The organism is Gelria sp. Kuro-4, assembly GCF_019668485.1.
Taxonomy (GTDB): Bacteria; Bacillota; DTU030; order DUMP01; family DUMP01; genus DUMP01.
The window spans coordinates 1,805,704-1,831,739 of sequence record NZ_AP024619.1 but is presented as its reverse complement, the minus strand read 5'-3'; the positions used below and the strand labels follow the sequence as shown (position 1 = coordinate 1,831,739).

The 26,036-nt window shown below is 62.1% G+C and carries 28 protein-coding genes; 7 read left to right on the top strand and 21 right to left on the bottom strand.

Annotated elements, in window-relative coordinates; all coding sequences use genetic code 11:
* Positions 1 to 9: 9 nt before the first annotated feature.
* The 7 genes from K5554_RS09180 (at position 10) to lexA (ending at position 4,470) form a co-directional block, all read left to right on the top strand.
* The gene (locus K5554_RS09180) at positions 10 to 294 is read left to right on the top strand and encodes a late competence development ComFB family protein (RefSeq protein WP_255565350.1); all 285 of its coding nucleotides are present in this window, start codon (positions 10 to 12) and stop codon (positions 292 to 294) included.
* Positions 294 to 1,235 carry a type IV pilus biogenesis protein PilM gene (pilM, locus tag K5554_RS09175; protein WP_221038201.1) on the top strand — a complete coding sequence of 314 codons (942 nt, stop codon included), beginning with the start codon at positions 294 to 296 and terminating at the stop codon, positions 1,233 to 1,235. The genes K5554_RS09180 and pilM overlap by 1 nt, the downstream gene beginning before the upstream one ends.
* Positions 1,207 to 1,749 carry a PilN domain-containing protein gene (locus tag K5554_RS09170; protein ID WP_221038200.1) on the top strand — a complete coding sequence of 181 codons (543 nt, stop codon included), beginning with the start codon at positions 1,207 to 1,209 and terminating at the stop codon, positions 1,747 to 1,749. The genes pilM and K5554_RS09170 overlap by 29 nt, the downstream gene beginning before the upstream one ends.
* Complete coding sequence (gene pilO / locus K5554_RS09165; protein ID WP_221038199.1) at positions 1,746 to 2,378, top strand: type 4a pilus biogenesis protein PilO; 633 nt, start codon at positions 1,746 to 1,748, stop codon at positions 2,376 to 2,378. Before K5554_RS09170 ends, pilO begins: the two co-directional genes overlap by 4 nt.
* Positions 2,379 to 2,421: 43 nt before the next feature.
* Positions 2,422 to 2,865: a DUF1893 domain-containing protein gene (locus K5554_RS09160; protein WP_221038198.1), complete on the top strand. Its 444-nt coding sequence runs from the start codon at positions 2,422 to 2,424 to the stop codon at positions 2,863 to 2,865.
* 535 nt (positions 2,866 to 3,400) lie between these two features.
* On the top strand, positions 3,401 to 3,745 hold the full coding sequence (locus K5554_RS09155) for a cupin domain-containing protein (protein ID WP_221038197.1): 345 nt from the start codon (positions 3,401 to 3,403) through the stop codon (positions 3,743 to 3,745).
* A gap of 107 nt (positions 3,746 to 3,852) precedes the next feature.
* The gene (gene lexA / locus K5554_RS09150) at positions 3,853 to 4,470 is read left to right on the top strand and encodes a transcriptional repressor LexA (RefSeq protein ID WP_221038196.1); all 618 of its coding nucleotides are present in this window, start codon (positions 3,853 to 3,855) and stop codon (positions 4,468 to 4,470) included.
* 35 nt (positions 4,471 to 4,505) lie between these two features.
* On the opposite strand, the gene K5554_RS09145 is transcribed toward lexA, so the two are convergent.
* The 21 genes from K5554_RS09145 to K5554_RS09045 form a co-directional block, all read right to left on the bottom strand.
* Positions 4,506 to 5,465, bottom strand: coding sequence for an acyl-CoA dehydratase activase (locus tag K5554_RS09145; RefSeq protein WP_221038195.1), 960 nt, complete (start codon positions 5,463 to 5,465; stop codon positions 4,506 to 4,508).
* Positions 5,450 to 6,547: an acyl-CoA dehydratase activase-related protein gene (locus tag K5554_RS09140; protein WP_255565349.1), complete on the bottom strand. Its 1,098-nt coding sequence runs from the start codon at positions 6,545 to 6,547 to the stop codon at positions 5,450 to 5,452. Before K5554_RS09140 ends, K5554_RS09145 begins: the two co-directional genes overlap by 16 nt.
* Positions 6,519 to 7,538: an acyl-CoA dehydratase activase-related protein gene (locus K5554_RS09135; protein WP_221038194.1), complete on the bottom strand. Its 1,020-nt coding sequence runs from the start codon at positions 7,536 to 7,538 to the stop codon at positions 6,519 to 6,521. The genes K5554_RS09140 and K5554_RS09135 overlap by 29 nt, the downstream gene beginning before the upstream one ends.
* 140 nt (positions 7,539 to 7,678) lie before the next feature.
* Positions 7,679 to 8,965 (bottom strand): methionine gamma-lyase family protein, encoded by a 1,287-nt coding sequence (locus tag K5554_RS09130; protein WP_221038193.1) that lies wholly within the window; start codon positions 8,963 to 8,965, stop codon positions 7,679 to 7,681.
* Positions 8,966 to 9,234: 269 nt separating this feature from the next.
* Positions 9,235 to 9,822 carry a hypothetical protein gene (locus tag K5554_RS09125; protein WP_221038192.1) on the bottom strand — a complete coding sequence of 196 codons (588 nt, stop codon included), beginning with the start codon at positions 9,820 to 9,822 and terminating at the stop codon, positions 9,235 to 9,237.
* On the bottom strand, positions 9,803 to 10,411 hold the full coding sequence (locus tag K5554_RS09120) for a GTPase (RefSeq protein ID WP_221038191.1): 609 nt from the start codon (positions 10,409 to 10,411) through the stop codon (positions 9,803 to 9,805). The genes K5554_RS09125 and K5554_RS09120 overlap by 20 nt, the downstream gene beginning before the upstream one ends.
* Entirely contained in the window at positions 10,408 to 11,367 is a 960-nt protein-coding gene (locus K5554_RS09115) for an AAA family ATPase (protein WP_221040572.1), read from the bottom strand. The genes K5554_RS09120 and K5554_RS09115 overlap by 4 nt, the downstream gene beginning before the upstream one ends.
* 188 nt (positions 11,368 to 11,555) lie before the next feature.
* Positions 11,556 to 11,801: an RNA chaperone Hfq gene (hfq, locus tag K5554_RS09110; protein WP_221038190.1), complete on the bottom strand. Its 246-nt coding sequence runs from the start codon at positions 11,799 to 11,801 to the stop codon at positions 11,556 to 11,558.
* Positions 11,802 to 11,847: 46 nt separating this feature from the next.
* On the bottom strand, positions 11,848 to 12,783 hold the full coding sequence (miaA, locus tag K5554_RS09105) for a tRNA (adenosine(37)-N6)-dimethylallyltransferase MiaA (RefSeq protein WP_221038189.1): 936 nt from the start codon (positions 12,781 to 12,783) through the stop codon (positions 11,848 to 11,850).
* Positions 12,784 to 12,796: 13 nt separating this feature from the next.
* Positions 12,797 to 14,605 carry a DNA mismatch repair endonuclease MutL gene (mutL, locus tag K5554_RS09100; protein WP_221038188.1) on the bottom strand — a complete coding sequence of 603 codons (1,809 nt, stop codon included), beginning with the start codon at positions 14,603 to 14,605 and terminating at the stop codon, positions 12,797 to 12,799.
* The gene (gene mutS / locus K5554_RS09095) at positions 14,592 to 17,276 is read right to left on the bottom strand and encodes a DNA mismatch repair protein MutS (protein ID WP_255565346.1); all 2,685 of its coding nucleotides are present in this window, start codon (positions 17,274 to 17,276) and stop codon (positions 14,592 to 14,594) included. Before mutS ends, mutL begins: the two co-directional genes overlap by 14 nt.
* A complete protein-coding gene (gene miaB, locus K5554_RS09090) occupies positions 17,237 to 18,559 on the bottom strand; it encodes a tRNA (N6-isopentenyl adenosine(37)-C2)-methylthiotransferase MiaB (RefSeq protein WP_255565345.1) in 1,323 nt (440 codons plus the stop codon). Before miaB ends, mutS begins: the two co-directional genes overlap by 40 nt.
* Positions 18,560 to 18,640: 81 nt before the next feature.
* A complete protein-coding gene (locus K5554_RS09085) occupies positions 18,641 to 20,143 on the bottom strand; it encodes an aminotransferase class I/II-fold pyridoxal phosphate-dependent enzyme (protein ID WP_370636864.1) in 1,503 nt (500 codons plus the stop codon).
* Between the two features lie 188 nt (positions 20,144 to 20,331).
* Positions 20,332 to 20,613: a hypothetical protein gene (locus K5554_RS09080; RefSeq protein ID WP_221038187.1), complete on the bottom strand. Its 282-nt coding sequence runs from the start codon at positions 20,611 to 20,613 to the stop codon at positions 20,332 to 20,334.
* A 78-nt stretch (positions 20,614 to 20,691) separates the two neighbouring features.
* A complete protein-coding gene (locus tag K5554_RS09075; protein WP_221038186.1) occupies positions 20,692 to 21,810 on the bottom strand; it encodes a sodium ion-translocating decarboxylase subunit beta in 1,119 nt (372 codons plus the stop codon).
* Positions 21,811 to 21,834: 24 nt separating this feature from the next.
* Complete coding sequence (locus K5554_RS09070; protein ID WP_221038185.1) at positions 21,835 to 22,242, bottom strand: biotin/lipoyl-containing protein; 408 nt, start codon at positions 22,240 to 22,242, stop codon at positions 21,835 to 21,837.
* The gene (locus K5554_RS09065; protein WP_221038184.1) at positions 22,243 to 22,629 is read right to left on the bottom strand and encodes an OadG family protein; all 387 of its coding nucleotides are present in this window, start codon (positions 22,627 to 22,629) and stop codon (positions 22,243 to 22,245) included.
* A 16-nt stretch (positions 22,630 to 22,645) separates the two neighbouring features.
* Positions 22,646 to 24,211, bottom strand: a complete 1,566-nt coding sequence (locus tag K5554_RS09060; RefSeq protein ID WP_221038183.1) for a carboxyl transferase domain-containing protein — start codon at positions 24,209 to 24,211, stop codon at positions 22,646 to 22,648.
* 45 nt (positions 24,212 to 24,256) lie between these two features.
* Entirely contained in the window at positions 24,257 to 24,661 is a 405-nt protein-coding gene (gene mce, locus K5554_RS09055) for a methylmalonyl-CoA epimerase (protein ID WP_221038182.1), read from the bottom strand.
* Positions 24,658 to 25,635 carry a methylmalonyl Co-A mutase-associated GTPase MeaB gene (meaB, locus tag K5554_RS09050; RefSeq protein WP_255565343.1) on the bottom strand — a complete coding sequence of 326 codons (978 nt, stop codon included), beginning with the start codon at positions 25,633 to 25,635 and terminating at the stop codon, positions 24,658 to 24,660. Before meaB ends, mce begins: the two co-directional genes overlap by 4 nt.
* Positions 25,632 to 26,027, bottom strand: a complete 396-nt coding sequence (locus K5554_RS09045) for a cobalamin B12-binding domain-containing protein (RefSeq protein ID WP_221038181.1) — start codon at positions 26,025 to 26,027, stop codon at positions 25,632 to 25,634. The genes meaB and K5554_RS09045 overlap by 4 nt, the downstream gene beginning before the upstream one ends.
* Positions 26,028 to 26,036 lie beyond the last annotated feature (9 nt).

Here is a 26,036-nt window from a genome sequence, read left to right as displayed (position 1 = left end):
AGAGCGAGATTGCAGCTCGTAAACTGTATGGAGGCCGCCGTAGCGGCGCATTTTTCTGAAGTGGCGCGGCGTTTTCCAGAGGCATGCCGCTGCCCACGCTGCCGGCTCGACGTGCTGGCCCTGGCGCTTAACGCCCTGCCGCCGCGCTACGTGGTCAGCGAAACGGGGGAGGTTTACGCCCGCGCCGAACAGCTGAGCCAGCAGTATAACGCCGATATCGCCATTGCGCTGACGCGCGCCTTCAGCCAGGTGCTGGCGGCCCCGCGCCATCAAAAGGGCGAAGGGGAAGCCTGATGGGGCAGGTGCTCGGTCTCGATATCGGCAGCGCTGCGGTAAAGTTCGCCGAGGTGGCTTGCGGCCGGAGGGAGCCGCAGCTGGTGCGGAGCGGCGTGATCGCCACCCCTGCCGGAACGGTGGCCGATGGACAAGTGCTTCAACCGGCCGAACTAGGGCGCGTCATACAGAAGGCCCTGCAGCGCGCCGGCTGCCGGGCCCGCCGCGTGGCCTGCGCGGTGAACGGTTCCGGTCTGCTCCTGCGTTTGGTGGAGCTGCCGCCGCTCTCGCCGGCGCAGCTCAAAACGTCCCTGCGCTGGGAATTGGAACGGTACGTCCCTTACGCGGCGACTGCAGTGGAATACGATGTCCAGCCTTTGGAAATGCTGCCGGATAAGGCGGTGGCGCTCCTGGCGACCGCTCCCCAAGCTGTGGTAACCTCCCTCCTCAGCACCCTGGCAGCAGCCCGCCTGGTGCCGGAGGTGCTGGAGCCGGGCCCGCTGGCACTCCTGCGCTTCATCGGTTCCCACTCCGCAGCAGACGCCAGTGCCGACCCGTTTCTTATTTTAGACCTGGGAGCGGCCAGCGTGAAGATCATCGTTCAAAATAAGGGAAGGCTGGAGTTTGCGCGCACCATCACCCTGAAGGAGTTTGGTACCGGCGCGGATGCCTGGGAAAGGGTGGTGGGGGAGATCCGACGGAGCGCCGATTACTTTTTCCTCCAGCAGCACAGGGGTGCCCCACATTTCGGTACCTGCCTGTGCACCGGCGGGCTGGTGCACGAGACGGCTTTCCTCGCCCAGCTGGAGGCCGGTCTGGGAATCCCTGTCCAGGTGGCCGGAGAAAAGGCGGTGGGGGAAGGCAATTCGCACCAGGTTCCCGGCCATCTCCTGGCCACCGCAGTGGGATTAGCTTTGGGTGAGGTAGAAAAGCATGCATTCTCACACCGCGCCACGACTTAATCTCCTTCCGCCGGCCTATGTGGCGGAGCGCCGCCGCAGAAGAAAAGTCACCGCCTTTTTTCTCTCCTGTTTACTTCTCGCCGCCCTCCTGGCCCTTCCTGCCGGCCGGTTTCACCAGGAGGCGACTCAACTAAGGCGCGAGCAGGAGGCGCTCGCCGGGAAGCTGACGCCCCTGCGCGCCCTGGCCGCTGCGCGGCAAAAGCTCCAGGCAGAAACGGAGCGGGCCGAAAAGCGCGAGGCCTTTCTGCTGCAGAAACAAGAGGAAGGATTAAACCCGCTCCCACACCTGGCGGCCCTTGAAGCCCTCCTGCCGCCCGGAGTAACCTTAGCCTCCCTTTCCCTTGAGAAAAACGCGCTCTCCCTGACCGGAACCACGTTGGAACCCCAAGAGGTTGCTGTTTTGCTGGCCAACGTTCAGGCGACCTTCGGCTCCGGCGTGCGCCTGCAAGGCTGGGAGAGGCGGGAAGATGGACGGTACTACTTTGAGCTGGGCGGGGAGGCGCGGTTCAAATGAAGTACCCGGTCTTGGCCGGAATTCGCTGGCGCGAGCTTTGCTTCCTGGGCGGTGCCGCCCTCGTGCTTGCGCTGACCGGCCTTTACACCGCCTCGGAGTGGCTCACGGTGCGGCGCCTGTCGGCAGAGCTGGTTCAAGCCAAGGCGTACCTGACGCAGCAGGACCAGCTGGCCCAGCAGCAGGCCGACCTCGAGCAGCGTCTAGACCAGGCGAGGAAGAAAACCAGGCATACACTCGGGGCGTTGCCCACGGAAGAAAAACAGCCCGCCCTTCTCGCCGCGCTTAATCGCGCCGCGGCAGAAAACGGGGTGGGCGTAACTAAGCTCACCGTTCATTCTCCCACCCCAGCCGGCGGAGCGGCACAAGAGGTGGAGATCGAGGCGATCGTACACGGCGGCTATGCCAACCTAAAAGGGTACCTGGCAGAAGTTACGGCCGGGGAACGCTATCTCGCCCTTAAGTCCCTTGAATTCTTTCGCCCCGAGGGCAAGGGTGCAGGCGTCTTAGAGGCGCGCTTCGTTTTGGCCGCCTATTTCCTGCCGGATCCCGATCTCCCGGAGCCGTCCGGTGCGCCGAGACCGGCTCAGTCTTTTTCCCCGCCTTTGGGAAAAAGCGATCCCTTCTCGTAAGCAACAGACCCGCTGGGTTCCGAAAGAAAGGATGGTGCAACCTGTGCAACCTGCAGCAGACAACGAGCTCGACCGGGCCCGGGCGCTCCTTACGGCTTCTTCCCTCGTGGCGGTGAAAGGGGAGCGGGTATGGCGCAAGGCAGGGCGCGGCATCCGCCCGCTCTTTTCTTTAATAGAGGAGGTGGGGCCGGAACTTGCCGGCGCTGCTCTGGCCGATACAGTGGTGGGTAAAGCAGCCGCGCTGCTGGCCCTCTATGCCGGCTTCGCCGCCGTCTACGCCCGCATTTTAAGCGCGCCCGCCCAGGCAGTATTGCAAGGCGAGGGGCTGGCTGTTGCCTACGACCGGCTGGTACCCAACATCCTGAACCGGGAGAAAAGCGGCCTTTGTCCCATGGAATCCCTGACGCTGCCCCTGGCTGACCCCGCCGCGGCTTACCAAGCGGTGGCCGCCAAACTGCAGGCATGGGAAACCCAGAAATCAGAGTAGATACCAAAAGGCAGGTACAAGGCAGCAAGAAAGATCTACAACGTTCCCGGTTGGAAAAGTTGGAAAACCGGTTTTTAACTTGCGGCGCAGAGAGGGCAAGTGAGGACTCGTGGCTCTTACTTAACATAATATATATTATCGGACGTTCAGCTAAAATCGAACCGACGTGCTGCTGGCAAGCCATGCTGCCTTAGGGGTCTGGGCTCACTACGAAATATACCGAGGGGATGTGTATCTGGGCAGCCGTCGTGAGTACCTCAAGTACGCGATTCAGGTCTTAAAAATGGCCAACTCATATTTGAGCGTTTGCATCCGGTATTACTGCCCACAGCTGAGCTTCTGGCGAGCCACACTACCTCTCTTCACGCTACCGAGGCCAAAAAAAAAAATTATATTGGCCGTGAAACCGGCATCAGCGAAACGGGGCTAAAAAGAAAAACGGCCTCCCCCGAAGGAAAACGGCCTGGTAGTGCCGAATTCTGTCGGTAGAAACCGATACGCGCACACAGAGATAAGGATAAAGGAGGCCTCTTGTGTGAAAAGCCTGGTGTTTTCCCCCGCCGAGCAAAGCTGGCAGCCGCACCCCAACAAGGCCAATAAGGGCGTACTGGTGAAGCCGCTTTTAAGCCCAGAGGTTGATCCGAACCTGCGCACCATGCTGGTACAGGTGAACCCAGGGGGCGAAATCACCCCGCACACCCACACCACCCTGGAATTTTTCAGCGTACTGGCAGGCGAGGCCTCAGCCCTGGTTAATGGCTCGATCGTAAAGCTTGTCTGCGGTATGAGCGTTTATACTCCGCCCGGCGAGGAACACGGTTTGCGCAACGCGGGCACGGAGCCGCTCCTTCTTCTCGCCTGTTTTGCGCCGGCGGAATAACCGGGCGCCGCTATCCGTTCCGATGCTGAACAAGTGTTTGTATAATATATATTCTATGTTATACTGAGGTCAGCAAAGGTGCTAAGCTGAAGGGGGTGTGCTAGGGTATGCGCAAACGGGCACTGGGACTCAGCCCCCGTCAGGCGGAAATGCTCGGCTTTATCCAGCGGTGGATAAAAGACCATGGCTACCCGCCCGCTGTACGGGAAATCGGACAGGCCTTGGGGCTGCGATCGAGTTCCACCGTGCACATGCATCTGAAACAGCTGGAAGCAAAGGGTTACCTGAAGCGCAATTCCAGCAAGCCGCGCGCCATCGAAATCACCGCTAATCGTTCGGTGCCTACCGAGGACGTGGTGGAGGTACCTGTTTTAGGCCGGGTAGCCGCGGGCCAGCCGCTTCTGGCCGAAGAAAACAGGGAAGGTACTTTCCCCCTACCCGCCTCCCTGGCCCGGCGCGGCACAACTTTCCTGTTGCGCGTTCGCGGGGACAGCATGGTTGAAGCCGGAATCCTGGACGGCGACTTCGTCCTCGTGCGCCAGCAACCTGCGGTGGAAAACGGTGAAATCGCTGTGGCTCTGCTGGGGGACGAGGCTACCGTTAAGCGTTTCTACAAAGAGAACGGCTACGTGCGACTGCAACCTGAAAACCGCGTATACGAGCCCATCATGGTGCGCTCGGTGCAGATCCTGGGCAAGGTTATCGGCGTCTTCCGCTTGTTGTAGTCTCACAGGCACATCCCCCGTGGCCGGGGGATTTTTTATAGCATGCTTTCCCAGCGGCCGCAGCGGTCGCCCCAGCGGGCAATCACTTTTCCTTCCACGCTGATGCTGACCACTTCGCACTGGTTTGAACACCCCGTGCAGTCGAAACTCGAGGTCTTGTACTCGAGATGTGCCGCCTGGAAGCCACGAAAGCGCGTGGCCTCCGGCTTAAGCGCCGTCTTTTCCTGGGCCAGCAGGGCTGCGCCCCAGGCGCCCATCACCCCGTAATTCTTGGGAACATGCACCTTAAGATTGAGGGCTTTTTCAAAGGCCGCCTTAATGCCCACGTTGGCCGCCACGCCGCCCTGGAAAACAACGGGTGGCAGGATTTCTTTGCCTTTGCCCACGTTGTTCAGGTAGTTACGCACCAAGGCTTCACATAAACCGGCGATGATGTCCTCCAAGCTGTGACCCAGCTGCTGCTTGTGGACCATGTCGGACTCAGCAAACACGGTGCAACGCCCGGCGATCCGCACAGGATTTTTCGCCCGCAGCGCATAATTGCCAAATTCTTCAATGGGAACGTTTAAGCGCTCGGCTTGGTGATCCAAGAAAGATCCTGTCCCAGCGGCACAGACGGTGTTCATGGCGAAGTCCGTCACTACGCCGTCGCGCAGGATAATGATCTTTGAATCCTGCCCCCCGATTTCCAGCACCGTTTGTACGTCCGGTACCAGACGGGCGGCCGCCACCGCATGACAGGTGATCTCGTTCTTCACCAGATCCGCCCCCACCACTACGCCGGCCAAGGTACGCCCGCTGCCGGTGGTACCGGCGCCCAGGATGGTAAAACGCGGCGGCAGCATCTTTTCCAGCTCCTGCAGGCCTTCCTGCAGAGCGTTGATCGGCTGCCCCTGCGTACGGATATATAAACTGGCCACAATTTCTCCCTGCTCATCGGTCACCACCAGGTTCGTGCTCACCGAACCCACATCCACCCCTAGATACCCAGCCACGCCGGTTGCCCCTCTTTCTTCTTACGACGTTGTGCGAGTAAATCGACGAAGGCCTCGAGGCGCGTCCTGATGCCGGCTTCACCCGTCTGTTCGTCCAAAAAGAGCGTAAGAATGGGAATGCCCAGGTCCCGGCTGACGCGCGGCAGCAGGCTCTTGGCCACTATCTCAGGGATGCACGCAAACGGGGCCAGCTGAATGATACCGTCAAAGCCCTGGCGGGCGTAGAGCACCGTCTCCCCGATGCTGTTGACCCCGTGCCCGCCGATAAGCTCGCTAAGGTACGGCCGGGCCGCTCCTTTAATGTCCTTTTCGCCGGCCACAATGGCGTTGCCCCGCGTCCACTCGGCCAGGTAAATCGACCGTTCGGCCAGGACGCCCATTTCTTCCAACACCACCTGAACGTTGTGGTTGGCAAAAGGCTCAAGAACCACATATATCTCGCCGATCAGTCCCACCTTCAGCGGACACCGGCTCCTGTCCTGGGGAACCGCAGCCAGCTGCTCCAGCGCCGCTTTCTCCGCCGCGCGGATTTCCGCAGCGGTGGCGGCGGCATCCAACTGCTCCAGGCAGGCCGCATAGACCTTACTGGTTTCGCCCTTAACGAGTTCATAAGGGCGGATGTGATGAGCTGCCTTCTCCACCCGGTCGATGGCATTGAGCTTCATCCAGACGTGCCGCAGAATGCCGGGCAGACGCAGCCAGGTACGGGGACCGCCGATGATTTTGCTCAGCGCCCGTAAGAAGTCGCCGGGCCGTCTCAGAGGCGGTTCCAGGATTATCAAGCGCACATCATAACCCAGATCACGCAGGATGCCCCGGTGCAGTTCGCCATAGTAGCCCGCCCGGCAGGGCCCCACGCCCCCGGTGCTGACGATGGTATCCGCTCCCAGCTGGATGGCTTCCAGGTAAGTCCCCAGCAAAATTTTAAACGGAATACAGGCAAACTCGGGGGCGTATTTGGTTCCCAGGTCCAGCGTATGCTTACTGGGCGGCGGGGGCACCACCACCTCATGTCCCAGTTCCCGGAAGAGCTGTTTGAAAACGGGCGGTGAACTACCCATGTAGGGAAATGTTATGCGCACGGGTCTTCCTCCTTGCCAGCATATCGACAAAGGCCTCCACGCGCGTCTCCAGGCCGGCCTGGCCGGTTTGCTCGTCCAGCGTAAGGGCCATCAGGGGAATACCATGCGCCTTGGCCTCCAGCTCCAGCAGTTTGCCGACCATGGCATCCGGCCCACAGGCAAAGTTGGTTACGTGAATAAGCCCTGCGATGCCCTGCGCGCCGTTCAGCCAGAACTTTCCCGCCTGCAGGACCATGTTGCTGTAATGCCAAAAAAGGTCTTTATGCAAGCGGTAACGCCGGCGGGCCTGCGCCGGCACCATGTCGGCGGTGTAAACTTTCACTCCCATGTGCTGGAGCTTTTTCACCAGATCCCCATTGAGAAACGCATCGTGGACGGCATAAGGATAGCCGAGCACAGCGACCTTCAGCTCACGGGAGATAAGCCCTTCTTGTGCCTCCGCCGGGGCCGGCGCCGCCGGACCGGCGGCATTGCCAACCAAGGCGGCCAAAAGGGGTCCGGCCAGTTCGCCCTGGGCAAGTTTTCCCTCGAACGTCCTTTGTGCGGCGCGGGCATGCTGGTAGGCGGCCCAGAAGCCTTCGCCGGGTGCCCATTCCCGCTGCAGCTCCCGGCACAAATTAAAAAGATCCCAGGGTTTCCCTAGGTCGAGTCGCGCTTCCACCAGGGGAGGAAGCCCGGACATGCTGTACTTGACCATTTCCGGCAGGGCCAGGAACTTGGGGCAAAAGGTTGCACCTGAACCGACGTTCACCATGCGCGGGAGGAAAATCGCGTCCACCTGCTGCGCCAAGTAAGCCACATGTCCATGCAAGATTTTTACGGGAACGCACAGATCGGTGGACGCCTCTTCCACACCCAGGTCGAGGATCTCCTTGTTGGTAACGGGCGAAACAACCACTTCCCAACCAAGCGCACGCCAAAAGGCCTGCCAAAAAGGCAGGTACGAGTAAAAAAAGAGTGCGCGCGGGATGCCAATTCGTTTTCTGGCCACGCTGAAGTCCCTCCTAAGTGCGGTTGCTGCACCTGAGGATTCAGCCCTACTATACTTCTGTACCGTTACTCCGTCAAACACCGCCAAAATAGCCCAAATGCGGTAATAGGCTGCAGCGAGCAGCAACCCTAAACGGCGGCTCACAAGATCAATAGACCGCGTTCTAGCAACACCTGGGCTGCCCGGAGAACGGCGAATTCCACCTGGTAACGCGAGACGCCGCCCTGCAGGAAAACCGTGTACGGCGGACGCAGGGGTGCATCCGCGGACAGCTCCGACGAGGCTCCTTGCACAAAGGTTCCCGCCGCCATTATAATCGGCGTATCGTAACCCGGCAGCGGCGCGGCCTCGGGACGGGCAAAGGAGTTGACCGGCGAGGCTTCTTGGATGGCCTGGCAAAACGCCAGGAGCCGTTCCGGTCGTTCCAGGGAAATGGCCTGTACTAAATCGTGGCGCTCCTCTTCCGGGGCCGGCTGGACGGCAAAACCGAGGCGCTGAAAAAGCTGGGCGGCAAAGCTTGCACCCACCAGGGCTTCCCCCACCATAAGGGGAGCCAGGTAAAACCCCTGGAACAGTAGACGGTTAAGGCCTAGGCTGGGCCCGCACTCGCCGCCCAGCCCGGGCACTGTCAAGCGGCCGGCCGCCCGCTCCACCCACTTCTTCTTTCCCACCACGTACCCACCCGAGGGAGCTATCCCTCCCCCTGGGTTCTTGATGAGGGAACCAGCGGTGAGGTCGGCCCCCGCCGCCGGTGGCTCCTCGGTTTCCACAAACTCGCCGTAGCAGTTGTCGACGATGGTGACGACGTCCGGCTTTACCGCTTTTACAGTCTGGATGATCCTGCCTATCTGCCTTACGCTCAAGGCCGGGCGCAGGCTGTAGCCGCGTGAGCGCTGGATGAGCACTGCGCTGGTCTGGGGGCCAATGGCACGCTCGATGCCCTCCAGGTCGACTTCGCCCCCTGTCCAGGGCACCTCGCGGTAGTTTACCTGCAGGTCGCGCAGGGAGCCACTGCCCGCCGGCCCGTGAATGATTGCGCCAAGCGTGTCATAGGGCCGCCCGGTTACCGAGAGCAGTTCTCCTCCCGGGCGCAAAACGCCGAAAAGGCAAAGGCCTAGGGCGTGCGTTCCCGAGACAATCTGGCTGCGCACCAACGCAGCTTCGGCACCGAACACTCGGGCGAAGACTTCCTCCAGCTTCTCCCGCCCGGCGTCGTCGTAACCGTACCCTGTGGTGGGCGCAAAATGAAACTCGCTGACCTGCGCTTCCCGGAAGGCCGCCAGTACACGCAGTTGATTCCGCTGCACAACTCTTTCCACGCGCCGCCGTGCCTGTGCGAAAGCCGGGCTTTCCTTCACTTCCTCCGCCTGTTGCAACAAACGGCGATCGAACTGGTCCCGGTAGAGTTCGTCGATCGGGTTGTTCAAACCTGCTCCTCCTTGTGCGTTGACAACTTGCTATCCCTTAAGCAATTATACCTCCTTCGGCCAACAAGGAAAATCTTCCCCGGTTACTTCCGCCTGGCAAATCAGGCAGCGGCCGGCTAAAAGCGATGCCTGGCGCCACACCAGCGGCGCTTCCCTGAGACCCAAGCGTTCTCCCTCCGCCCTCCCCCGGCGCCGTCCCCAAGCAAAACCCGCCAGAAAAAGTAGCAGCCAAGAGACAAGGATCACCCCCGACCAAGCACCGCCCATGCTCACCCACGCTCCTTTCCCCACGGTGCTGCCGCCACATAGAGCACCCACGGCAGGACCAAAAGTCCCAGCAGCGTCTTGGCCGCTGCCAGAAAGAGAGCAATAAAAAGCAACGCCGTACCCGCCAGTGCCGCCTCCACCCGGCCCCAGCGTTGGGCCAGGTTGGCACGTGTCAGGTAGCGGTCACGCGCAAAATCGACCACATCGTCCCACAGCTGCACCCCCATAACGAAGGCCGTGGAAGAAGCCATCTCCCGCCAGCCCGCCGCCGTAACGCCCAAAGCGAAGGCCAGGACGGTCTCGAGCCAGCCCGGCAACCCGCTGGGCAAACGCCAGGCACCGCTTCCCAACATGCCACAGGCGTAACTGGCAAGAAACAGGGTCCAGGCCCAGGAAGGCTTGAGCCAGGCCGCCAGGGCATAACTCAGTACGGTGTAAGCACAGACCCCCCGCCCCAGCCTTGCGGCCAGGGGCAGGCGCGCGCCGTCCGCTTCCTCCCGGTCCAGGTGATCATCCATGAGCTTTATGGCCAGGCCAACACTAAAGAGCGCCAGGATATCCCGGCAGGCTTCAAAGATACCGCTGGACAAAGCCTTTCACCTCCCGAAAACCGCGCTTGTAGAGAGCCGAGATCGGGAAGACGGCGTGCCCCGGCAGTTCCAGCTTCAGCCTCTCCAGGCCGCCGGCTGCACCGGGCAGGTCCATTTTATTGGCCAAGACGGCGTACCCACTGCGCAGCTGCGCGAACTGCGCCACCTGGTAGTCAACCTCCCCCAGCGCGGAAGGCGCGTCTGTCCTGCCCACGGCCGCCGCGTCCACCAGGTGCAGGATAAGGTCTGCCTCCCGGATGGCCCCCAAGGTTTGCGCAATGGCCCGGCGGACCTCGACGTCGGCATGAATGTGGTCGATCAGCCCGCTGGTATCCGTAAAAGTGCAACGCTTTGCCCCTTTACCCACCGGCAGATCCAACACAAAGCTTTGGAGGGCCCGCGTCATATGCGGCGCCGGGCCTACCAGCTCACGGCGTGCGGCCGCAAGGCTGTATGTTTTCTTAGCAATCAGGCCGTTCGGGTGGCGGAAGGTGATCTCGAGATTCGTCACTCCCAAGTAGTGGGCGAAGTTGAGGGCGAACAGTGTCTTGCCGGCGTGGGTCTTCCCGATGACCAGGCACTCCTTCACGCCGCCGCCCCCCCTTCCAGGTCTACCCGCTCAATGGCCATCAATTGGTCACGGCTCAAGCTGCTCTGCCCGGCGAGGCGCACAGCTTGGCGCCGGATGGCGCGCTCGATTATGTTGCGCACCAGGCGCGCGTTCCCGCTGTGGCGGAAGTTATGGGTTACCTGCAGCTGGCGCAGCAGTTCTTCCCTAGCCCCGGGGCTCAGGTAATAATCCCTTTGCGCTAAAAAAACCTGGGCAATCTCCAAGAGCTCATTCAGCGAATAGTCAGGGAAGTCGATCTTAATGGGAAAACGAGAGCGCAGGCCGGGGTTTGTCTGCAGGAAGTAGTCCATCTCCTCCCGGTACCCGGCCAGGATGAGCACCAGGTCACCGCGGTGGTCTTCCATGGCTTTGACCAGGCAATCGATGGACTCTTTACCGAAGTCTTTATCGCCACCCCGCGCCAGCGAGTAAGCCTCGTCAACAAACAGGATGCCGCCCAGCGACCGCTTTATCTGCTCACGGGTTTTTTGCGCCGTATGGCCGATATACTCGCCCACCAGGTCGGCCCGTTCCACCTCAACCAGGTGCCCCTTGGAGAGGACACCAAGCTCCTTGAACAACGTGCCCAGGATGCGCGCCACCGTAGTCTTTCCGGTGCCGGGATTTCCCCGGAAAACCATATGCAAGGTCAAGGGCTCCGTGGCCAGCCCTTCTTGCCGGCGCCGCTGCTGGATTTCAATGAACGCCTTGATCTCGTAAACGAGCTGCTTAACCTCTTCGAGCCCGACCAACGCGTCCAGCTGGGCCAGGGCTTCGGCCAGGGGAGAATGTGCGCCCGTCGCTGAGGCCGTCAAGAGAGGTTCATCCACCTGCCGCAAGCCGGCCAGCGCTGCGGGCGGAGCCAGCTCGCCCTTTTCCACCAACAGGCTGATGCGCTCTACCTGGGGCGGTAACCTCCTCTCCCCCCATTTCATCACAGCTGTCACCTCCGGCCGCCTGAGTCACTATAATATACGCCCGGATGGGCCCAGGTGTGAGTGGGAGGAAGAGGCCGGTCAAAGAACACGCAGGCCCTGGCTGCGCCACGGCGCGTCCAGGGCCATAATCCGGCCGAACCAAAACGAACGAACCTGCCCTCCCCGGGCAGCACCAAGCAGGAGGCTTACTCAGCCGGGTGCTCCGGAGGGACACTATAGTTGACGGGACGCACGGGTGTTATGGTGGAGATGGCATGCTTGTACACCAGCATCTGCTTGCCATCTGATTCGAGCACTACCGTGAAGTTATCAAACCCACGTACCATGCCGCGGATTTGAAAGCCATTCACCAGATAAACCGTGGTGGGTACGTTCTCCTTGCGCACCTGATTCAAAAACACGTCCTGCAGATTGGGCTGCGGTTTTGTCATCCTCATCGCCTCCAGTTCTTTCTCTACACCGACTCCACCGAAATAGCTATTCGTGATCGGTCAGAAGTTTTCCTTCTGCCAGGCGGCTAATTTCCTCGGCCAAAGCGGACTCGCTGGGGAAGCTATCCCTATTCAGCCAGATGATACGCTTGTCGCGCCGAAACCAGGTCAGCTGGCGCTTGGCAAAGTGCCGCGTCTCGCGCTTGAGGATCCGGCAGGCTTCAGCCAACGTGGCTTCTCCTTTAAGGTAAGGAACCAGCTCCTTATAGCCCAGTGCCTGGAAGGCCGGCAGCGTCGGCGGATAACCCTGCGCCAGCAGCCACCTGGCCTCCTCCACCAGGCCGCGCTTTATCATTTCATCCACCCGGGCATCGATGGCCGCATACAGACGTGCCCGGTCGCGCGTTAGGCCGATCTGCAAGGAACGATAGAGCGGCGGACCCTTTCCCTGTTCTGAAATCGGCCGGCCGGTAAGCTCACGGACCTCCAGCGCCCGGATCAGGCGCCGCACGTCCGTGGGTTGAATGCGCGTCGCCGCCGCCGGGTCCACCCGGGCCAGTTCCGCATGCAGGGCGGCCGCCCCCTCTCTCGCCGCCCGTTCTTTCAGCCGGTGCCTCAGGTCGGGATCCGGTCCACCCGGGCTGAAGTCGTAGTTGTCCACTACGGCCCGGATGTAAAGCCCGGTTCCTCCCACCAGCATGGGGAGATGGCCGCGGGCGACAATGGCAGGGATGATGCGTTTCACCTCGGCTTGAAAACGGGCCACATTGAATTCCTCATCCGGCTCGACGATATCCAGCAGGTGATGGGGAACCCCCTCCCGTTCGGCCGCCGTAGGTTTAGCCGTGCCGATGTCCAGGTGGCGGTACACCTGCATGGAATCGGCGGAGATGATTTCCCCGCCCAGGAGTTTCGCCACCCGGATGGCCACCGCCGTCTTGCCCGCCGCCGTCGGGCCTAAGAGCACCAGTAAGGGCAACATCGCCTGCCACCCCCTAAGCCAGGAGGCGTAAGAAACGCTTGTCAAGCTCCCGCTTCGTCAGGCAAAGGCAGGTGGGCCTGCCGTGCGGGCAGTTGTAAGGATGCCGGCAGCGCGCCAGCTGAGCGAGCAGTTCTTTCCCTTCCGCCAACGAAAGCGGCCGGCCGGCACGGATCGCGCCATGGCAGGCCAGCAAAGACAGCAGCCGGTGACGCTCGCGCTCCCAGGCGCCCTGTTCCCCTGCCGGGGGTTGTTCCAAGAGGTCCTGCACCAGCCGTACGGCCGCCCCGAGTGTGAGCACCTTGGGCGCCGCACGGAGAACCAGGGTATCGGCGCCGAATTCCGCCAAATCGAACCCGATCCGTCGCCAGGTGTCACTCCCCTCCCGCCAGACCGCAAGCTCCGGCTCGGTTACCGTTATGGTCTGGGGTACCGCCAGCTGCTGCACGGCTACTGTTCCCCTTTCCGCTTCCGCGAGCAGCTGCTCGAACAAAATCCGTTCGTGGGCCGCGTGCTGGTCGATCAGGTAAAGCCCCTCCGGGCCGGACGCCACCAGGTAAGTGTCCAGTATCTGGCCGAGCAACGTAAGGGCCGGAAAGCTGCCACAGCCTTCCACCTCGGTTGGCGCCCCTTCCGCCGGCCCGCCAGGGGCAGGAAGGCCCTTTCCAACCGGGTCGGCGGCAGGGAATGCAAAAGTACGCGGGCTTCCCGCCGGCTCCTCCCGGGGATAGGCGATTGCTCTTTCCTTTACCACCCAGGCCGCCGGTTGCCGGAAGTCCTCCTTATTGTCTCCGAGCGCCGGGGCCGGCATGCGGGAAGATGCCGCCGGCAAAACGGCGTGGCGGCGCAGCGCCTGGCGCACCGCCTGACCCACCAGCGCTTTAAGTTCCTGTTCGTGGCTGAGGCGCACCTCAAGCTTCGCCGGGTGTACGTTGACATCCACCAACGCCGGCTCGGAACTGATCTCCAGGCAAAAGACCGGCCGGCGGCTGTTGACCAAAAACGGGCCGTACCCACCCTCCACCGCCAGGGCCAGGACCGGGCTTTTTACCCAGCGCCCATTGATGATAATGATTTGTTGCTGCCGGCTTGTCCGTGCCAGTTCGGGCGGTGCCAGCCAGCCGCGCACGTGAAAGAGGCGGTTGTCCGCTTCCAGGGGCAACCACCGAGCGTCCTCACCCCGGCCTAGAACCAGGCCCAGCACCTCACGCCGGTCACCGGAACCCGAGGTCGTAAAGAGCTCCCGGCCCTCGTGCGCGGCCTGAAAAGAGACGTCCGGGCGCACCACCGCCAGACGCGTCAGCACCTCAACAATATGCTTCAGCTCCGTGGCTTCGCTCTTGAGGAACTTATAGCGCGCCGGCGTGTTGAAAAAGAGTTGCCGTACCTCAACCAGCGTCCCCGGCGCGGCCGCGCAGCTGGTTACTTCCGGCCCGCCCCCGCCCGTGCAAGCCACCTTAACCCCGGCCACGGCACCGCGCACGGCCGAAACCAGCTCGAGGTGTGACACTGCGGCGATGCTGGGTAAAGCCTCGCCCCGGAAGCCGAAGCTGACCACCGCCGCTAAATCTGTTGCCGTACGGATCTTGCTGGTAGCGTGACGGGTCAAGGCCAAAGCCGCATCCTCAGCCGTCATGCCTTCCCCGTTGTCGCGGACGGCGATCAGTCCCAACCCCGCCCGCTCCAGGCGCACCTCGATGCGCGTCGCTCCTGCATCGAGGGAGTTCTCGACCAGTTCCTTCACCACCGAAGCCGGCCTTTCCACCACCTCACCCGCGGCGATCTTCTCCACCACCTCAGCCGGCAGCACCTTAATCTTTCCCACTGGCTGCACCCCCGCGTCGCAATTCCTCTTGCAGCTCCGCCACCTGGAGCGCCAGCTCCAGGGGAGGGGTTTTGGCCAGGTCCAGCGCCAGCAGCCGCCGCCCCACCCGCTCCCACACCGAAGCGGCCGTATCCCAGGTGGCTGCAGCCTCCCTGGCCGCCGCCTCCTGGCCGCTGAGAGACGCCAACACCTCGGCGGCCCGCCGCAACACTGCTTGGGGTAGGCCGGCCAGGCGTGCCACCTGGATGCCGTAGCTGCGATCGCTGCCGCCCGGCACCACCCGCCGGAGGAAGAGAAGGTCCTGTCCCTTTTCTGCCACCGCCATGCTGAAATTCTTAATCCCGGAAACCCTCCCGGCCAAAGCTGTCAGCTCATGGTAGTGCGTGGAAAAAAGCGTCTTGCAACCCACCTGCGCCGCCAGGTGCTCCGCAATGGCCTGCGCCAGGCTAAGACCGTCCAAGGTGCTGGTTCCGCGTCCTACCTCGTCCAAGATAACCAGGCTTTTGGGGGTGGCCTCCCGAAGAATCACCTCGCACTCGCGCATCTCCACCATAAAGGTGCTGTCCCCGGCCGCCAGGTCGTCGGCCGCTCCTACCCGAGTGAAGATGCGATCGACAACACCGATTTCCGCCTGCCGCGCGGGGACAAAGCTTCCCACTTGCGCCAGCAGCACGTTCAGGGCCACCTGGCGGATGCAGGTCGACTTGCCGGCCATGTTCGGTCCGGTGAGCAGGATAAAACGGTTCTCTCCGCCATCGAGATAGACGTCGTTGGGTACAAAAGGCACTTCCGGGCGGAGCCTTTCCACCACCGGGTGCCGGCTCTCCACCAGCCGGATGACATCGCCGGCATTGACCTCGGGCCGGGCATAATTGTAGCGGGCGGCCGCTTCCGCAAACGTAGCCAGCACATCCAGCCGCGCCAGTGCCTGGGCCGTCCGGCGCACCGCAGCCGCCTCCGCCACCACTTCCTGGCAGAGGCGGCGAAAGACAGCATACTCCAGCTCCGCCAAGCGTTCCTGGGCACCCAAAATGCTGGCCTCCTGCTCTTTCAGGTCCGGCGTGACGAAGCGCTCGGCTCCCACCAGCGTTTGTCGGCGGATGTAGTCTGGGGGTACATTGTCGAGGTTGGCCCGCGTCACTTCTATGTAATACCCGAACACCTTGTTGTACCCAACGCGCAACGACTTAATGCCGGTACGCTCCCGCTCGCGTGCTTCCAAGGCGGCAATCCACTGCCGCCCGCCCTGGGCCAGCTCGCGCAGGCGGTCAATCTCAGCGTCGTAGCCCGGGCGGACAAGCTTACCTTCCCGGGCGGTGGCCGGCGGGTCGTCCACCAGAGCAGCCGCCAGCCGCTCCCGCAAATCCGCCAGCGGCGCAAGGTCGGCGCACAGCCGCTTGGCGGCCGTCAGTCCGGCCAGGCAGGCAATAACATTTGGCAGCACGCCGAGACCGGTGCGCAAGGAGGCCAGGTCTTTCGGTGTGGCCGTGCCGTAAACAACCTTACCGAGCAACCTTTCCAAGTCCGGTATCTGGCGCAGCAGGCGCCGCAGCTCCTGGCGCAAGGTGTCGCGGCCGCGCAGCTCCGCTACGGCGCTGAGGCGCCGGTTGATGGCCCGGGGCGAACGCAGGGGCTGCTCCAGCCACTGGCGCAGCAGCCGGCCACCCATGGCGGTAACGGTAAGATCCAGCACTCCCAGCAGCGAACCCTGCACTTTCCCTTCCCTCAGGGTGCGCACCAGTTCCAGGTTCCGCCGTGTATAGGCATCCAGCTGCATGTAGGCGCTGATGGTATACGGCACCAGTTCTGTAACGTGCGCCGGCAGCGTCTTCTGGGTACTCGCCAGGTAATTCAGGGCCGCGCCGGCAGCCACCCGGGCCGGGCCCAATCCCTGACAATTGAACCGTTTTGCGTAGTCGTCGCCCCACACCTTGGCCAGCGCCGCTTCCGCCTCGGCCTTTTCCCAAGAGTGTGGCCCCAGCTTCCCACAGGGAAACTTAACCACTTCCTCCAGGCGCGCCCGGAACGCTTCATCCGCCGCCAGTACCGGCGCCAGGAGACCCTCCGCCGGCTGCAGGCGCACCAGTTCCTCGAGGAGCTGCTCCTCCTCTGCGAGCGCCAGCTCGGTCACCTTAAGTTCCCCTGTACCGGCATCCAGCACCGCCAGGCCCCAGCGTTCCTCGTCGCGCGCCAGCGCCACCAGGTAGTTGTTCCGTTTTTCTTCCAAAACGTCGCTGTCGAGCAGGGTGCCGGGTGTCACCACCCGGACCACCTGGCGCTCCACCAAACCCTTGGCCAGCCGCGGGTCCTCCACCTGCTCGCAGATGGCTACGTTATGCCCCTTCTGTAAAAGGCGCGCAATGTAACCATCCGAGGCGTGGTAGGGTACGCCGCACATCGGCACCCGCCGGCCCTTGCCGGCCTCACGGGAGGTTAGAGTCAGCCCCAGTTCCTGGGATGCCAGTTCCGCATCCGCAAAGAACATCTCGTAAAAGTCGCCCAAACGGAAGAAGAGGATGGTGTCCGGGTACTCTTTTTTAATCTCCCGGTACTGCTCCATCATCGGTGTCTCCGCCACCGTCCTCTCCCCTCCCTCGACCAAAGTCGTCGCTCCGGTCACGCCCCCGCACTTCAGTTGGGCGGCGTCACCAGATCCCCGTCCAGCGTCCACGTAAAGGCCCTCTTGATGCGTACCTTCACCTGCTCCCCGCGCAGGCTCGCCGGTCCGGTAAAATGCACCAGCTTGTTGGTCCGCGTCCGGCCGGCCAGCCGGTCGGGGTTGTTCTTGCTCGGGCCCTCCACCAGGATTTCCACCACCCGGCCGACCAAAGCCTCGTTCAGCTCCCGGCTGATGCGGTTCTGCAACGCGTTCAGCCGGGCCAAGCGTTCCTTCTTTACCGCCGCCGTAACTTGGCCGGGCAGAGTAGCCGCCCGCGTTCCTTCGCGCGGTGAAAAGATGAAGGTGTAAGCGGCGTCAAAGCGCACCCTTTCCACCATGTCCAGCGTGGCCTGAAAGTCTTCCTCCGTCTCTCCGGGAAAACCGACGATCAGGTCGGTGGTTATGCTGGCACCCGGTACCAGGGAGCGCACCTTCGCAACCAGTTTCAGATAGCGTTCACGTGTGTAACCGCGGTTCATCGCCGCCAGGATGCGGTTACTACCGGCTTGCAGCGGCAGGTGGAAGTGCTCGCAGACCTTTTCTGTTTCCCTTACCGCTCGGATCATCTCTTCCGTAAAGTCACGCGGGTGGGAAGTCATGTACCGGATCCGCGCGAGCTGTGGCACCTTATCCACCCGCCGCAGCAGGGCGGCAAAATCAGTAGGCTCCTCAAGGTCCCGCCCGTAGGTGTTCACGTTCTGTCCTAGAAGCATGACCTCACGGTAGCCGGCCTGCGCCGCCTCCTCCACCTCGGCCAGCACCGCCGCCGGCGGGCGGCTCTTCTCCGGCCCGCGCACGTAGGGAACTATGCAGTAGGTACAAAAGTTGTTGCAGCCGTAGCTGATATTTACGTAAGCCCGTACGCCCTCCGCCCGCGCTATGGGAAGTCCCTCCAGGTTCGCCCCTTCGTCCACATCCACGATCCCCTGGCAGCCATCCCTGAGGGCGGCGAGGATTTGGGGCAGATCGCCCAACCGCTGCGTTCCCAGCACAAAGTCCAGGTGGGGGCACCGCTGCAAGGCCTTTTCCCTGTCCTTTTGCGCCAAGCAACCGGCCAGACCGACGATGAGCCCCGGCTTCTCGCGTTTTAAGCCGCGCAGCTCGTTGACCTGGCCGTAAAGTTTGCGTTCCGCCGTCTCGCGCACGCAGCAGGTCTGAAAAACAATAACGTCGGCCTCGGCAGGCGCAGCCGCCTCCGTGTAGCCGGCCTGCTTAAGGAGCCCGGCCAGCACCTCGGCATCGTGAAAACTCATCTGGCACCCGGCCACCTTCAGCAAGAACTTTCCGCGCGCCACCCATCTCACCCTTCCTGAAACCCTGTCTCCTATTATAACAAAAACCTGGCCGCCAGACAAAAGAACGGCCAGGGTGAGGGATCAACCCACGTGCTGGGCCAGGTCGATCCGTGGTCGGGCCAAAGCGGGGCAGCTTTGGACCACTTTGATTCGCCCTACGGTTGGATCCTCGGTGCCCTGTAGGTTAAGGCGTTCGCGTTTTAAGATATTGATATAATCAATTACCTCACGGCTCAGCCGCTCTCCGGGGCAAATCAGAGGGATGCCCGGCGGATACGCCATAATCATCTCCGCACTGACCTCGCCTTCCGCCTCATCCAGTGGGACCGAGCGCGTTTCACCGTAGAAGGCTTCTTCGGGGGACAATACCTGCTCCGGCAGCTCCGGCAGGTAGGTGGGGTACTTGACCACATTGAACCGTTCGCGCCGGCCGGCGATGGTCTTCAGGCTCGCCACCAGGCGCTCCACCAGCCCTTCGTCATCACCGATGGTAATTAAGAAGAGGGCGTTGTAAAGATCAGAGAGCTCGGCCTGGACGCCAAAGTGCCGGCGCATCAGTTTCTCCAGTTCGTGGCCGGAAAGGCCCAGCTCGCGGGCATTGACCACAATCTTCGTCGGATCGAAAGCATAGCAACCGCTGTCGTTAAGCACCGTTTCGTCCAGCACCACCAGGCCGGGCACTTCCGCCAGCTGAGCCCGCACCCGACGAGCCAGGCGCAGCGCCTTGTCCACCAAGCGCCGACCCTCAGCCGCCATCTGCTTGCGCGCGACATCAAGCGATGCTAAAAGCACGTAGGAAGGGCTGGTGGTCTGGGTAAGGTTGAGCACTGCTTTCACCCGTTTGGGATCCACCCGGCCTTCATTTACCAAAAGGAGTGAACTCTGCGTTAACGACCCGGCCAGCTTGTGAACACTGGTGGCGACAAGATCGGCTCCCGCCTCGGCACCGCTCACCGGTAGCTCCGGGTGAAACCGCAGGTGGGCGCCGTGCGCCTCGTCAACGATGACCGCTGCCCCGTATGCGTGCGCAAGGCGGATGATCGCCTCCAGCGGTGAAGCCACCCCATAGTAGGTGGGGTTGATCACGAACACCGCTTTGGCGTGCGGGTGTTGTTGCAGCGCCCGGGCCACCCGCTCTACACTGATTCCCATGGCGATGCCGAAGTAATCATCAATATCCGGCTCAATGTAAACCGGGCGTGCCCCGCTTAAGATAATCCCGCCGATGGCCGACTTGTGCGCGTTGCGCGGCAGGATGATTTCATCTCCCGGAGCGCAGACGCTCATGATCATGGCTTGAATGCCCGACGTGGTGCCGTTGACCAAGAAATGAGCATGGTCTGCCCCCCATACCTCGGCAGCCAGTTCCTCTGCCTGCTGGATAACCCCCCGAGGGCTGCAGATGTTGTCCAGGTCCTCCATGCAGGTCAGGTCGATCCCCATGACATTGGGCCCGACGAAATTCGTAAACTCCGGCAAACCGCGCCCTTGTTTGTGACCGGGAACGTGAAAGGGCAACACTCCAGCGTCGAGGTACTTCTTGAGGGCCGTAAAGAGGGGGGTTTCTTCCTGTACGACCGTCACCAGTGTCACTCCTTTCCTTGACAACACGTCTATTTAAGCATAAACCAGAGCTAAATGCAAGATAGAAGGAGCCCTTCGCCAATAAAAATTCTTGGCACAGGATTGGCGCTCTGTATGCTGTTTTAACAGGATCAGGGCACGAAAAAGCCCCCACCGCCGGGTGGAGGCTTTAGGTAAAGGCCGCTTTCTTATTCCGCTCGTCTTTCTGACCCCGGTCGGGCCGGCTTCTCTACCGGCTCGACACTCAGCCTGCTTTTTTCCCAGAGGAGCCGGGCCAGCGCTCGGTTGCGGCGTTTTAGACGCGCCACCTCCCGCTCCAGCTGCTGCACCTCTGTGCGCCGTCTTTTCTCGAGCAGCTCAATGAGATTCATGAGTACACGCCTGCCCAGGCGCAGCCCGGCCAGCCGCGCTTCCAGGCCGCTGATCTCGCGGTGCAGCGCTTCAACGCCGCCGGCACATTCTTCTTGCATCCTTACCACCTGCTCACTCTTACTAAGCAGTATATTTTATGCAGGTGGCCGTCTTCTATGCCGCGCGGCCGCTGCCTTTTACTGCAGCAGAGCCAGCATCACGCCCGCCGCCACGGCCGTACCGATGACACCGGCGACGTTGGGCCCCATGGCGTGCATTAAGAGGAAGTTGCCCGGGTTTTCGCGCTGCCCAACCACCTGGGAAACGCGAGCCGCCATCGGCACCGCCGATACGCCGGCAGAGCCAATGAGCGGGTTCACCTTGCCGCCCGACAGGACATACATGACCTTGCCCAAAAGTACTCCGCTGGCGGTGCCGCCGGCAAAGGCCACCAGGCCCAGTAGAATAATCTTGATCGTCTGTGCGTTGAGGAAGCTTTCAGCATTCATGGTGGCCCCGACGGAAGTCGCCAGGAAAATGGTGATGATATTGATCAGCTCATTCTGGGCCGTCTTCGAAAGCCTTTCGGTCACGCCGCTTTCCCGTAACAGGTTCCCCAACATCAGCATCCCGAGCAGGGGCGCGATCGGGGGAAGAAGCAATGACACGGTAACGGTGGAAACAATGGGAAACAGAATGCGCTCGGCCTTCGACACCGGCCGCAGCTGCTCCATCACCACCTGGCGCTCTTTAGGCGTAGTCAGCGCCCGCATGATGGGCGGTTGAATAAGTGGTACCAGAGACATGTACGAGTAGGCGGCAACCGCAATCGGTCCAAGCAGGTGGGGAGCCAGCTTCATGGTGAGGTAGATGGCGGTAGGCCCGTCGGCACCACCGATGATCCCGATCGAGGCCGCTTCTCTTATGTTGAACCCCAAGAGTTCAGCACCCAAAAGCGAGACGAAAACGCCGAATTGGGCCGCCGCCCCCAAGAGTATGGTGCTGGGGTTGGCCAGAAGCGGCCCGAAGTCCGTCATCGCACCGACTCCAAGGAAGATGAGGGGAGGGAAGATCTCGTGCTCGACGCCAAAGTAGAGATAACGCAGCAGTCCACCCTCGTCCATGATGCCGGTGAGCGGCAGGTTGGCCAGAACACAACCAAAACCGATGGGCGCCAAGAGTAGCGGCTCAAACCCCTTGGCAATGGCCAGGTACAGCAACGCACAGCCCACCAGGATCATAACGACGTTGCCCCATGTCAGCTCTGCGAGGCCCGTCGTTGCGGCCAGGGTCGCCAGATTGTCCAGAATGCTCATTTCCTCACTCTCCCGGTGCGCCTTTTACTCCAGGTTCACCAGCACATCGCCCGTGTTCACCGACTGCCCGGCGCTCACAAAAACATCTTTCACCGTCCCCGCGCGCGGCGCCACAATCTCGTTCTCCATCTTCATGGCCTCCAGCGTGAGCAGCACCTGGCCGCTCTTCACCTGGTCGCCCGGTTTAACCTTCACCGCCAGGATATTGCCGGGCATGGGGGCCTTAACGCTGCCGGCAGCGGCCGCCGCTGGTTGGGCCGCCGGTTTTGGCGCCGGAGCCGGCTGCGGACGCTCCGCTGCCCGGGCTGCCGGAGCCGGAGGCGCACTCGGTGCAGCCGCCTTGGCGGCGGGAGCGACGGCCTCCACGGCCCCGGTCTCTTCCACCTCTACCTCGTATGTCTCGCCGTTGACAGTGACGCGGAACTTTCTCACTTACGAAAACCTCCTCATCTGTAAGTGGCTTCTTCCTGCAGTGTTCTCCAGGCGACCGGCGGCGCTCCAGCTTTCCGCCGGCTCCAGCCGTCGGAGGGAACTCAAGCGCAAGTCAGCTGGCCCGTCACCCAGATAGGCCGCCAGAGCCGCGGTGATGGCGGAGAGTACAGCCGGCGTGACCCCGACCCCGTCCGCCGCCACTGGTCCCGCCGCAGCCGGGGCTTCCTTTGGTTCAGTCACCACCACCGCACCATCCTCCCGGCCGCGCTGCCCCTGGGCCAGTACCCATTTCGTGAGTCTAATCACCAAGGCTAAACCAAAAAGGACGGCAAAGACTATGGTCATGTCGATAATGGTCAAGGCTAAGGCGCCGATACGCGGTTCCACTCCTATCACCTGCTCTCTATACCGGGATGTTCCCGTGCTTCTTGGCGGGCCTGGTTTCCCGTTTGCTGGCCAGCATCTCCAGGGCACACCCTAAGCGTGAACGTGTCTCTGCCGGATCGATCACGTCATCCAGGTAGCCGCGGGCGGCAGCGATGTAGGGATTGGCGAAGCGCTCACGGTATTCGGCGATCTTTTCTTCCCGCATCGCCTGCGGGTCACTCGCCGCCTCGATGTCTTTGCGGAAGATGATGTTGGCCGCACCCTCCGGGCCCATGACGGCGATTTCCGCCCCCGGCCAGGCGAACACCTGGTCCGCACCCAGGTCGCGGCTGCACATGGCCAGATACGCACCGCCGTACGCCTTGCGCACGATTAGGGTGATCTTTGGCACAGTGGCTTCCGAGTACGCGTAGAGCATTTTTGCCCCGTGACGGATGATGCCGCCGTACTCTTGGTTCGTACCGGGAAGGAAGCCCGGGACGTCCACAAAGTTAACCACCGGGATGTTGAAGGCATCGCAAAAGCGTATGAAGCGCGCAGCCTTGTCCGAGGCATTGATATCAAGACACCCGGCCAGCACCCGGGGCTGGTTGGCGATGATCCCGATGCTGTAGCCGTTAAGGCGGGCGAAACCGGTGAGCATGTTGGGCGCGTATAGGCTCTGGGTCTCAAAGAAAACGCCCTCGTCCACCACCCGGGTGATGACATCCCGCATGTCGTAGCCTCGATTCGACTCGGCCGGAACGACGTCGCGCAAAGAAAGGTCGGCCCGGGTCAGCGGGTCGGCGCTGGCGCGCCGCGGCGGTGCCTCCAGGTTGTTGCTGGGCAGGTAGGAGAGCAGCGTGCGCACCTGGGCAAAGCACTCATCTTCACTGGCGGCCATAAAGTGGGCGACCCCGCTCGTCCGGTTGTGGGTCTGGGCGCCGCCCAACTCTTCGGCCGAAACGTCTTCCCCCGTGACCGCTTTAATTACCTGCGGGCCGGTGATGAACATGTTCGCCCCCTGCACCATAAAGATGAAGTCCGTGAGTGCCGGCGAATACACCGCGCCCCCGGCGCAGGGGCCCATGATTATTGAAAACTGCGGAATGACACCGGAAGCGATGGTGTTGCGAAAGAAGATCTGCCCGTAGCCGGACAGCGCATCCACACCTTCTTGAATGCGGGCGCCCCCGGAGTCGTTGATGCCGATGAGCGGTGCCCCCATCTTCAGGGCCAGATCCATAACCTTCGTAATTTTTTTGGCATGCATCTCGCCCAATGAACCGCCGATAACGGTAAAGTCCTGGGCGAAAACATACACCAAACGCCCGTCGATGGTGCCATACCCGGTGATGACACCCTCAGCCGGCGCCTCGACCTCGGCCATGCCGAATTCGGTGCAGCGGTGGCGGACGTGCATATCCAGTTCCACAAAACTGTTTTCATCCAGCAACCGCGCCAGACGCTCGCGTGCCGTAAGCTTGCCCATACCATGCTGCTTCGCGATGCGCTTCTCCCCTCCGGCCGCCAGCACCCTGGACCGTTGCTCGGCCAGATCGGTTAAGACATCCTTTGGCAATTCGCCCACCTCCTGGCACATTTTGCTTCCATTGTATCTACTACCTTATGATCGGTCAAGGGGAGCCTAAGCGCGTTCTGTCAGTTCGAGCAACACCCCGCCGGTGGCCTTGGGATGGAGAAAGGCGATCCGGGCGCCCCCGGCGCCGTGCCGCGGCACCTCATCCAGCAGGCGCACACCCGCCGCCTTCAGTCTCTCCAAAGCCGCCTCAATGTTATCCACGCGCAGGGCGATGTGCTGGATCCCCTCGCCCCGCTTTTCGATAAAGCGGGCGATGGGGCCTTCCGGGCTGGTGGATGCGAGGAGTTCAATTTCGCTGTCTCCCACCGGCAAAAACGCCGTGCGCACCAGCTGTTCCGGTACTTCTTCCTCACCGCTGGCCTTGATGCCCAGCACCCCTTCATAAAACTTGAGGGCCTCTTCCAAGCTTCGGACCGCAATACCCACATGATCTATCCGGCTGATCTTCATGCTTCCTTCGCCCCTTTCCAGACGCTGTACAGCCTTTCTTCCAGGGTATAGGGGTCAAGTCGCCGCGCGGCCAAATCCGACCACAACCGTGCCAGCTCCTCCTGGGACCAGCTTTGCAGGATTTCCCGGCGCACCCTCTCCGCCAGGCGCAGGAGCAGGGCTTCCTTTTCACGCGCCAGACGCCGCTTGACCAGTTGGTCTGCGCGTACGAGGGCGGCAAAATGGTCTCCCACCGCCTGCACCAGCTCCGGTATGCCCTTGCCGCTCGCGGCGACGGTGAGCACCACCGGCGGCCGCCAGGCCGCGTGGTTGCCCAGGTCCAGCATCATCTCCAGCTCGGTGGCCACGCGTTCGGCACCCGGTAGGTCGGCCTTGTTCACAGCGAAGACGTCACCAATTTCGGTAATGCCCGCCTTGCTCACCTGGATGTCGTCCCCCAGGCCCGGAACCGCCACCACCACCACTGTGTCGGCCACGCGGACGATGTCCACCTCGGACTGCCCGACGCCCACGGTCTCCACCAAAACGTAATCGAACCCGGCCGCATCCAAGAGCTGTATTGTACCGTAGGCAGCCCGGGCCAGGCCGCCCAGGCTGCCGCGCGTACCCATGCTGCGGATATAAACGCCGCTGTCGCCCGTCCAGCCCTGCATCCGCACCCGGTCGCCCAGGATGGCTCCCCCGCTGAAGGGGCTGGTCGGGTCAACGGCCACCACACCTACAGTCTTGCCCCGGCCGCGCAGCTCGCGAATCAGCTTGTCCGCCAAGCTGCTTTTCCCCGCCCCCGGGGGGCCGGTGATCCCTACGATGTGCGCCCGGCCGGTGCGGGCGTAAAGCTCCTTGAGGGCCGCCACCCCGCAGGGATCGTCGTTTTCTAAAAAGCTGATGACGCGGGCCAGGGCCCGGCGGTCACCTCCGGCCACGCGCGCCGCCCAGGTATCAGCCGGGACACAATAATCCTTGTGTTCAATCACCGCTTAACGTGCTCCTTAATGTACTCCACGACCGCCGCCGTGGGCGTGCCGGGCGTAAACACGGCGCTGATGCCGGCGGCGATAAGGCCGGGGATATCTTCCTCCGGTATAATCCCGCCGCCTAACACCAGGATGTCCGTCGCCTCTTTTTCCCGCAGTAGCTCTGTAACACGTGGGAAAAGGTGATTGTGGGCGCCGGAAAGGCAGGAAAGGCCGATAACGTCAACATCCTCCTGCAGCGCCGCCTCAACAATCTGCTCGGGGGTCTGCCTCAGCCCCGTATAGATGACCTCCATGCCCGCATCGCGCAGGGCCCGGGCCAGAACCTTGGCGCCGCGATCGTGCCCATCGAGCCCTGGTTTGGCAATCAAAACCCTGATTGGCCGTTCCATACCCGCACC

Excerpts from the sequence above, each read along its gene's own strand:
- mce (WP_221038182.1), bottom strand. The coding sequence starts at position 24,661 with ATGAAGATCAGCCGGATAGATCATGTGGGTATTGCGGTCCGAAGCTTG.
- K5554_RS09115 (WP_221040572.1), bottom strand. The coding sequence starts at position 11,367 with ATGAAATGGGGGGAGAGGAGGTTACCGCCCCAGGTAGAGCGCATCAGC.
- K5554_RS09170 (WP_221038200.1), top strand. The coding sequence starts at position 1,207 with ATGCATTCTCACACCGCGCCACGACTTAATCTCCTTCCGCCGGCCTAT.
- pilM (WP_221038201.1), top strand. The coding sequence starts at position 294 with ATGGGGCAGGTGCTCGGTCTCGATATCGGCAGCGCTGCGGTAAAGTTC.
- K5554_RS09075 (WP_221038186.1), bottom strand. The coding sequence starts at position 21,810 with ATGAGCATTCTGGACAATCTGGCGACCCTGGCCGCAACGACGGGCCTC.
- pilO (WP_221038199.1), top strand. The coding sequence starts at position 1,746 with ATGAAGTACCCGGTCTTGGCCGGAATTCGCTGGCGCGAGCTTTGCTTC.
- lexA (WP_221038196.1), top strand. The coding sequence starts at position 3,853 with ATGCGCAAACGGGCACTGGGACTCAGCCCCCGTCAGGCGGAAATGCTC.
- K5554_RS09080 (WP_221038187.1), bottom strand. The coding sequence starts at position 20,613 with ATGCAAGAAGAATGTGCCGGCGGCGTTGAAGCGCTGCACCGCGAGATC.
- miaA (WP_221038189.1), bottom strand. The coding sequence starts at position 12,783 with ATGTTGCCCTTACTGGTGCTCTTAGGCCCGACGGCGGCGGGCAAGACG.
- K5554_RS09060 (WP_221038183.1), bottom strand. The coding sequence starts at position 24,211 with ATGTGCCAGGAGGTGGGCGAATTGCCAAAGGATGTCTTAACCGATCTG.
- hfq (WP_221038190.1), bottom strand. The coding sequence starts at position 11,801 with ATGACAAAACCGCAGCCCAATCTGCAGGACGTGTTTTTGAATCAGGTG.
- K5554_RS09045 (WP_221038181.1), bottom strand. The coding sequence starts at position 26,027 with ATGGAACGGCCAATCAGGGTTTTGATTGCCAAACCAGGGCTCGATGGG.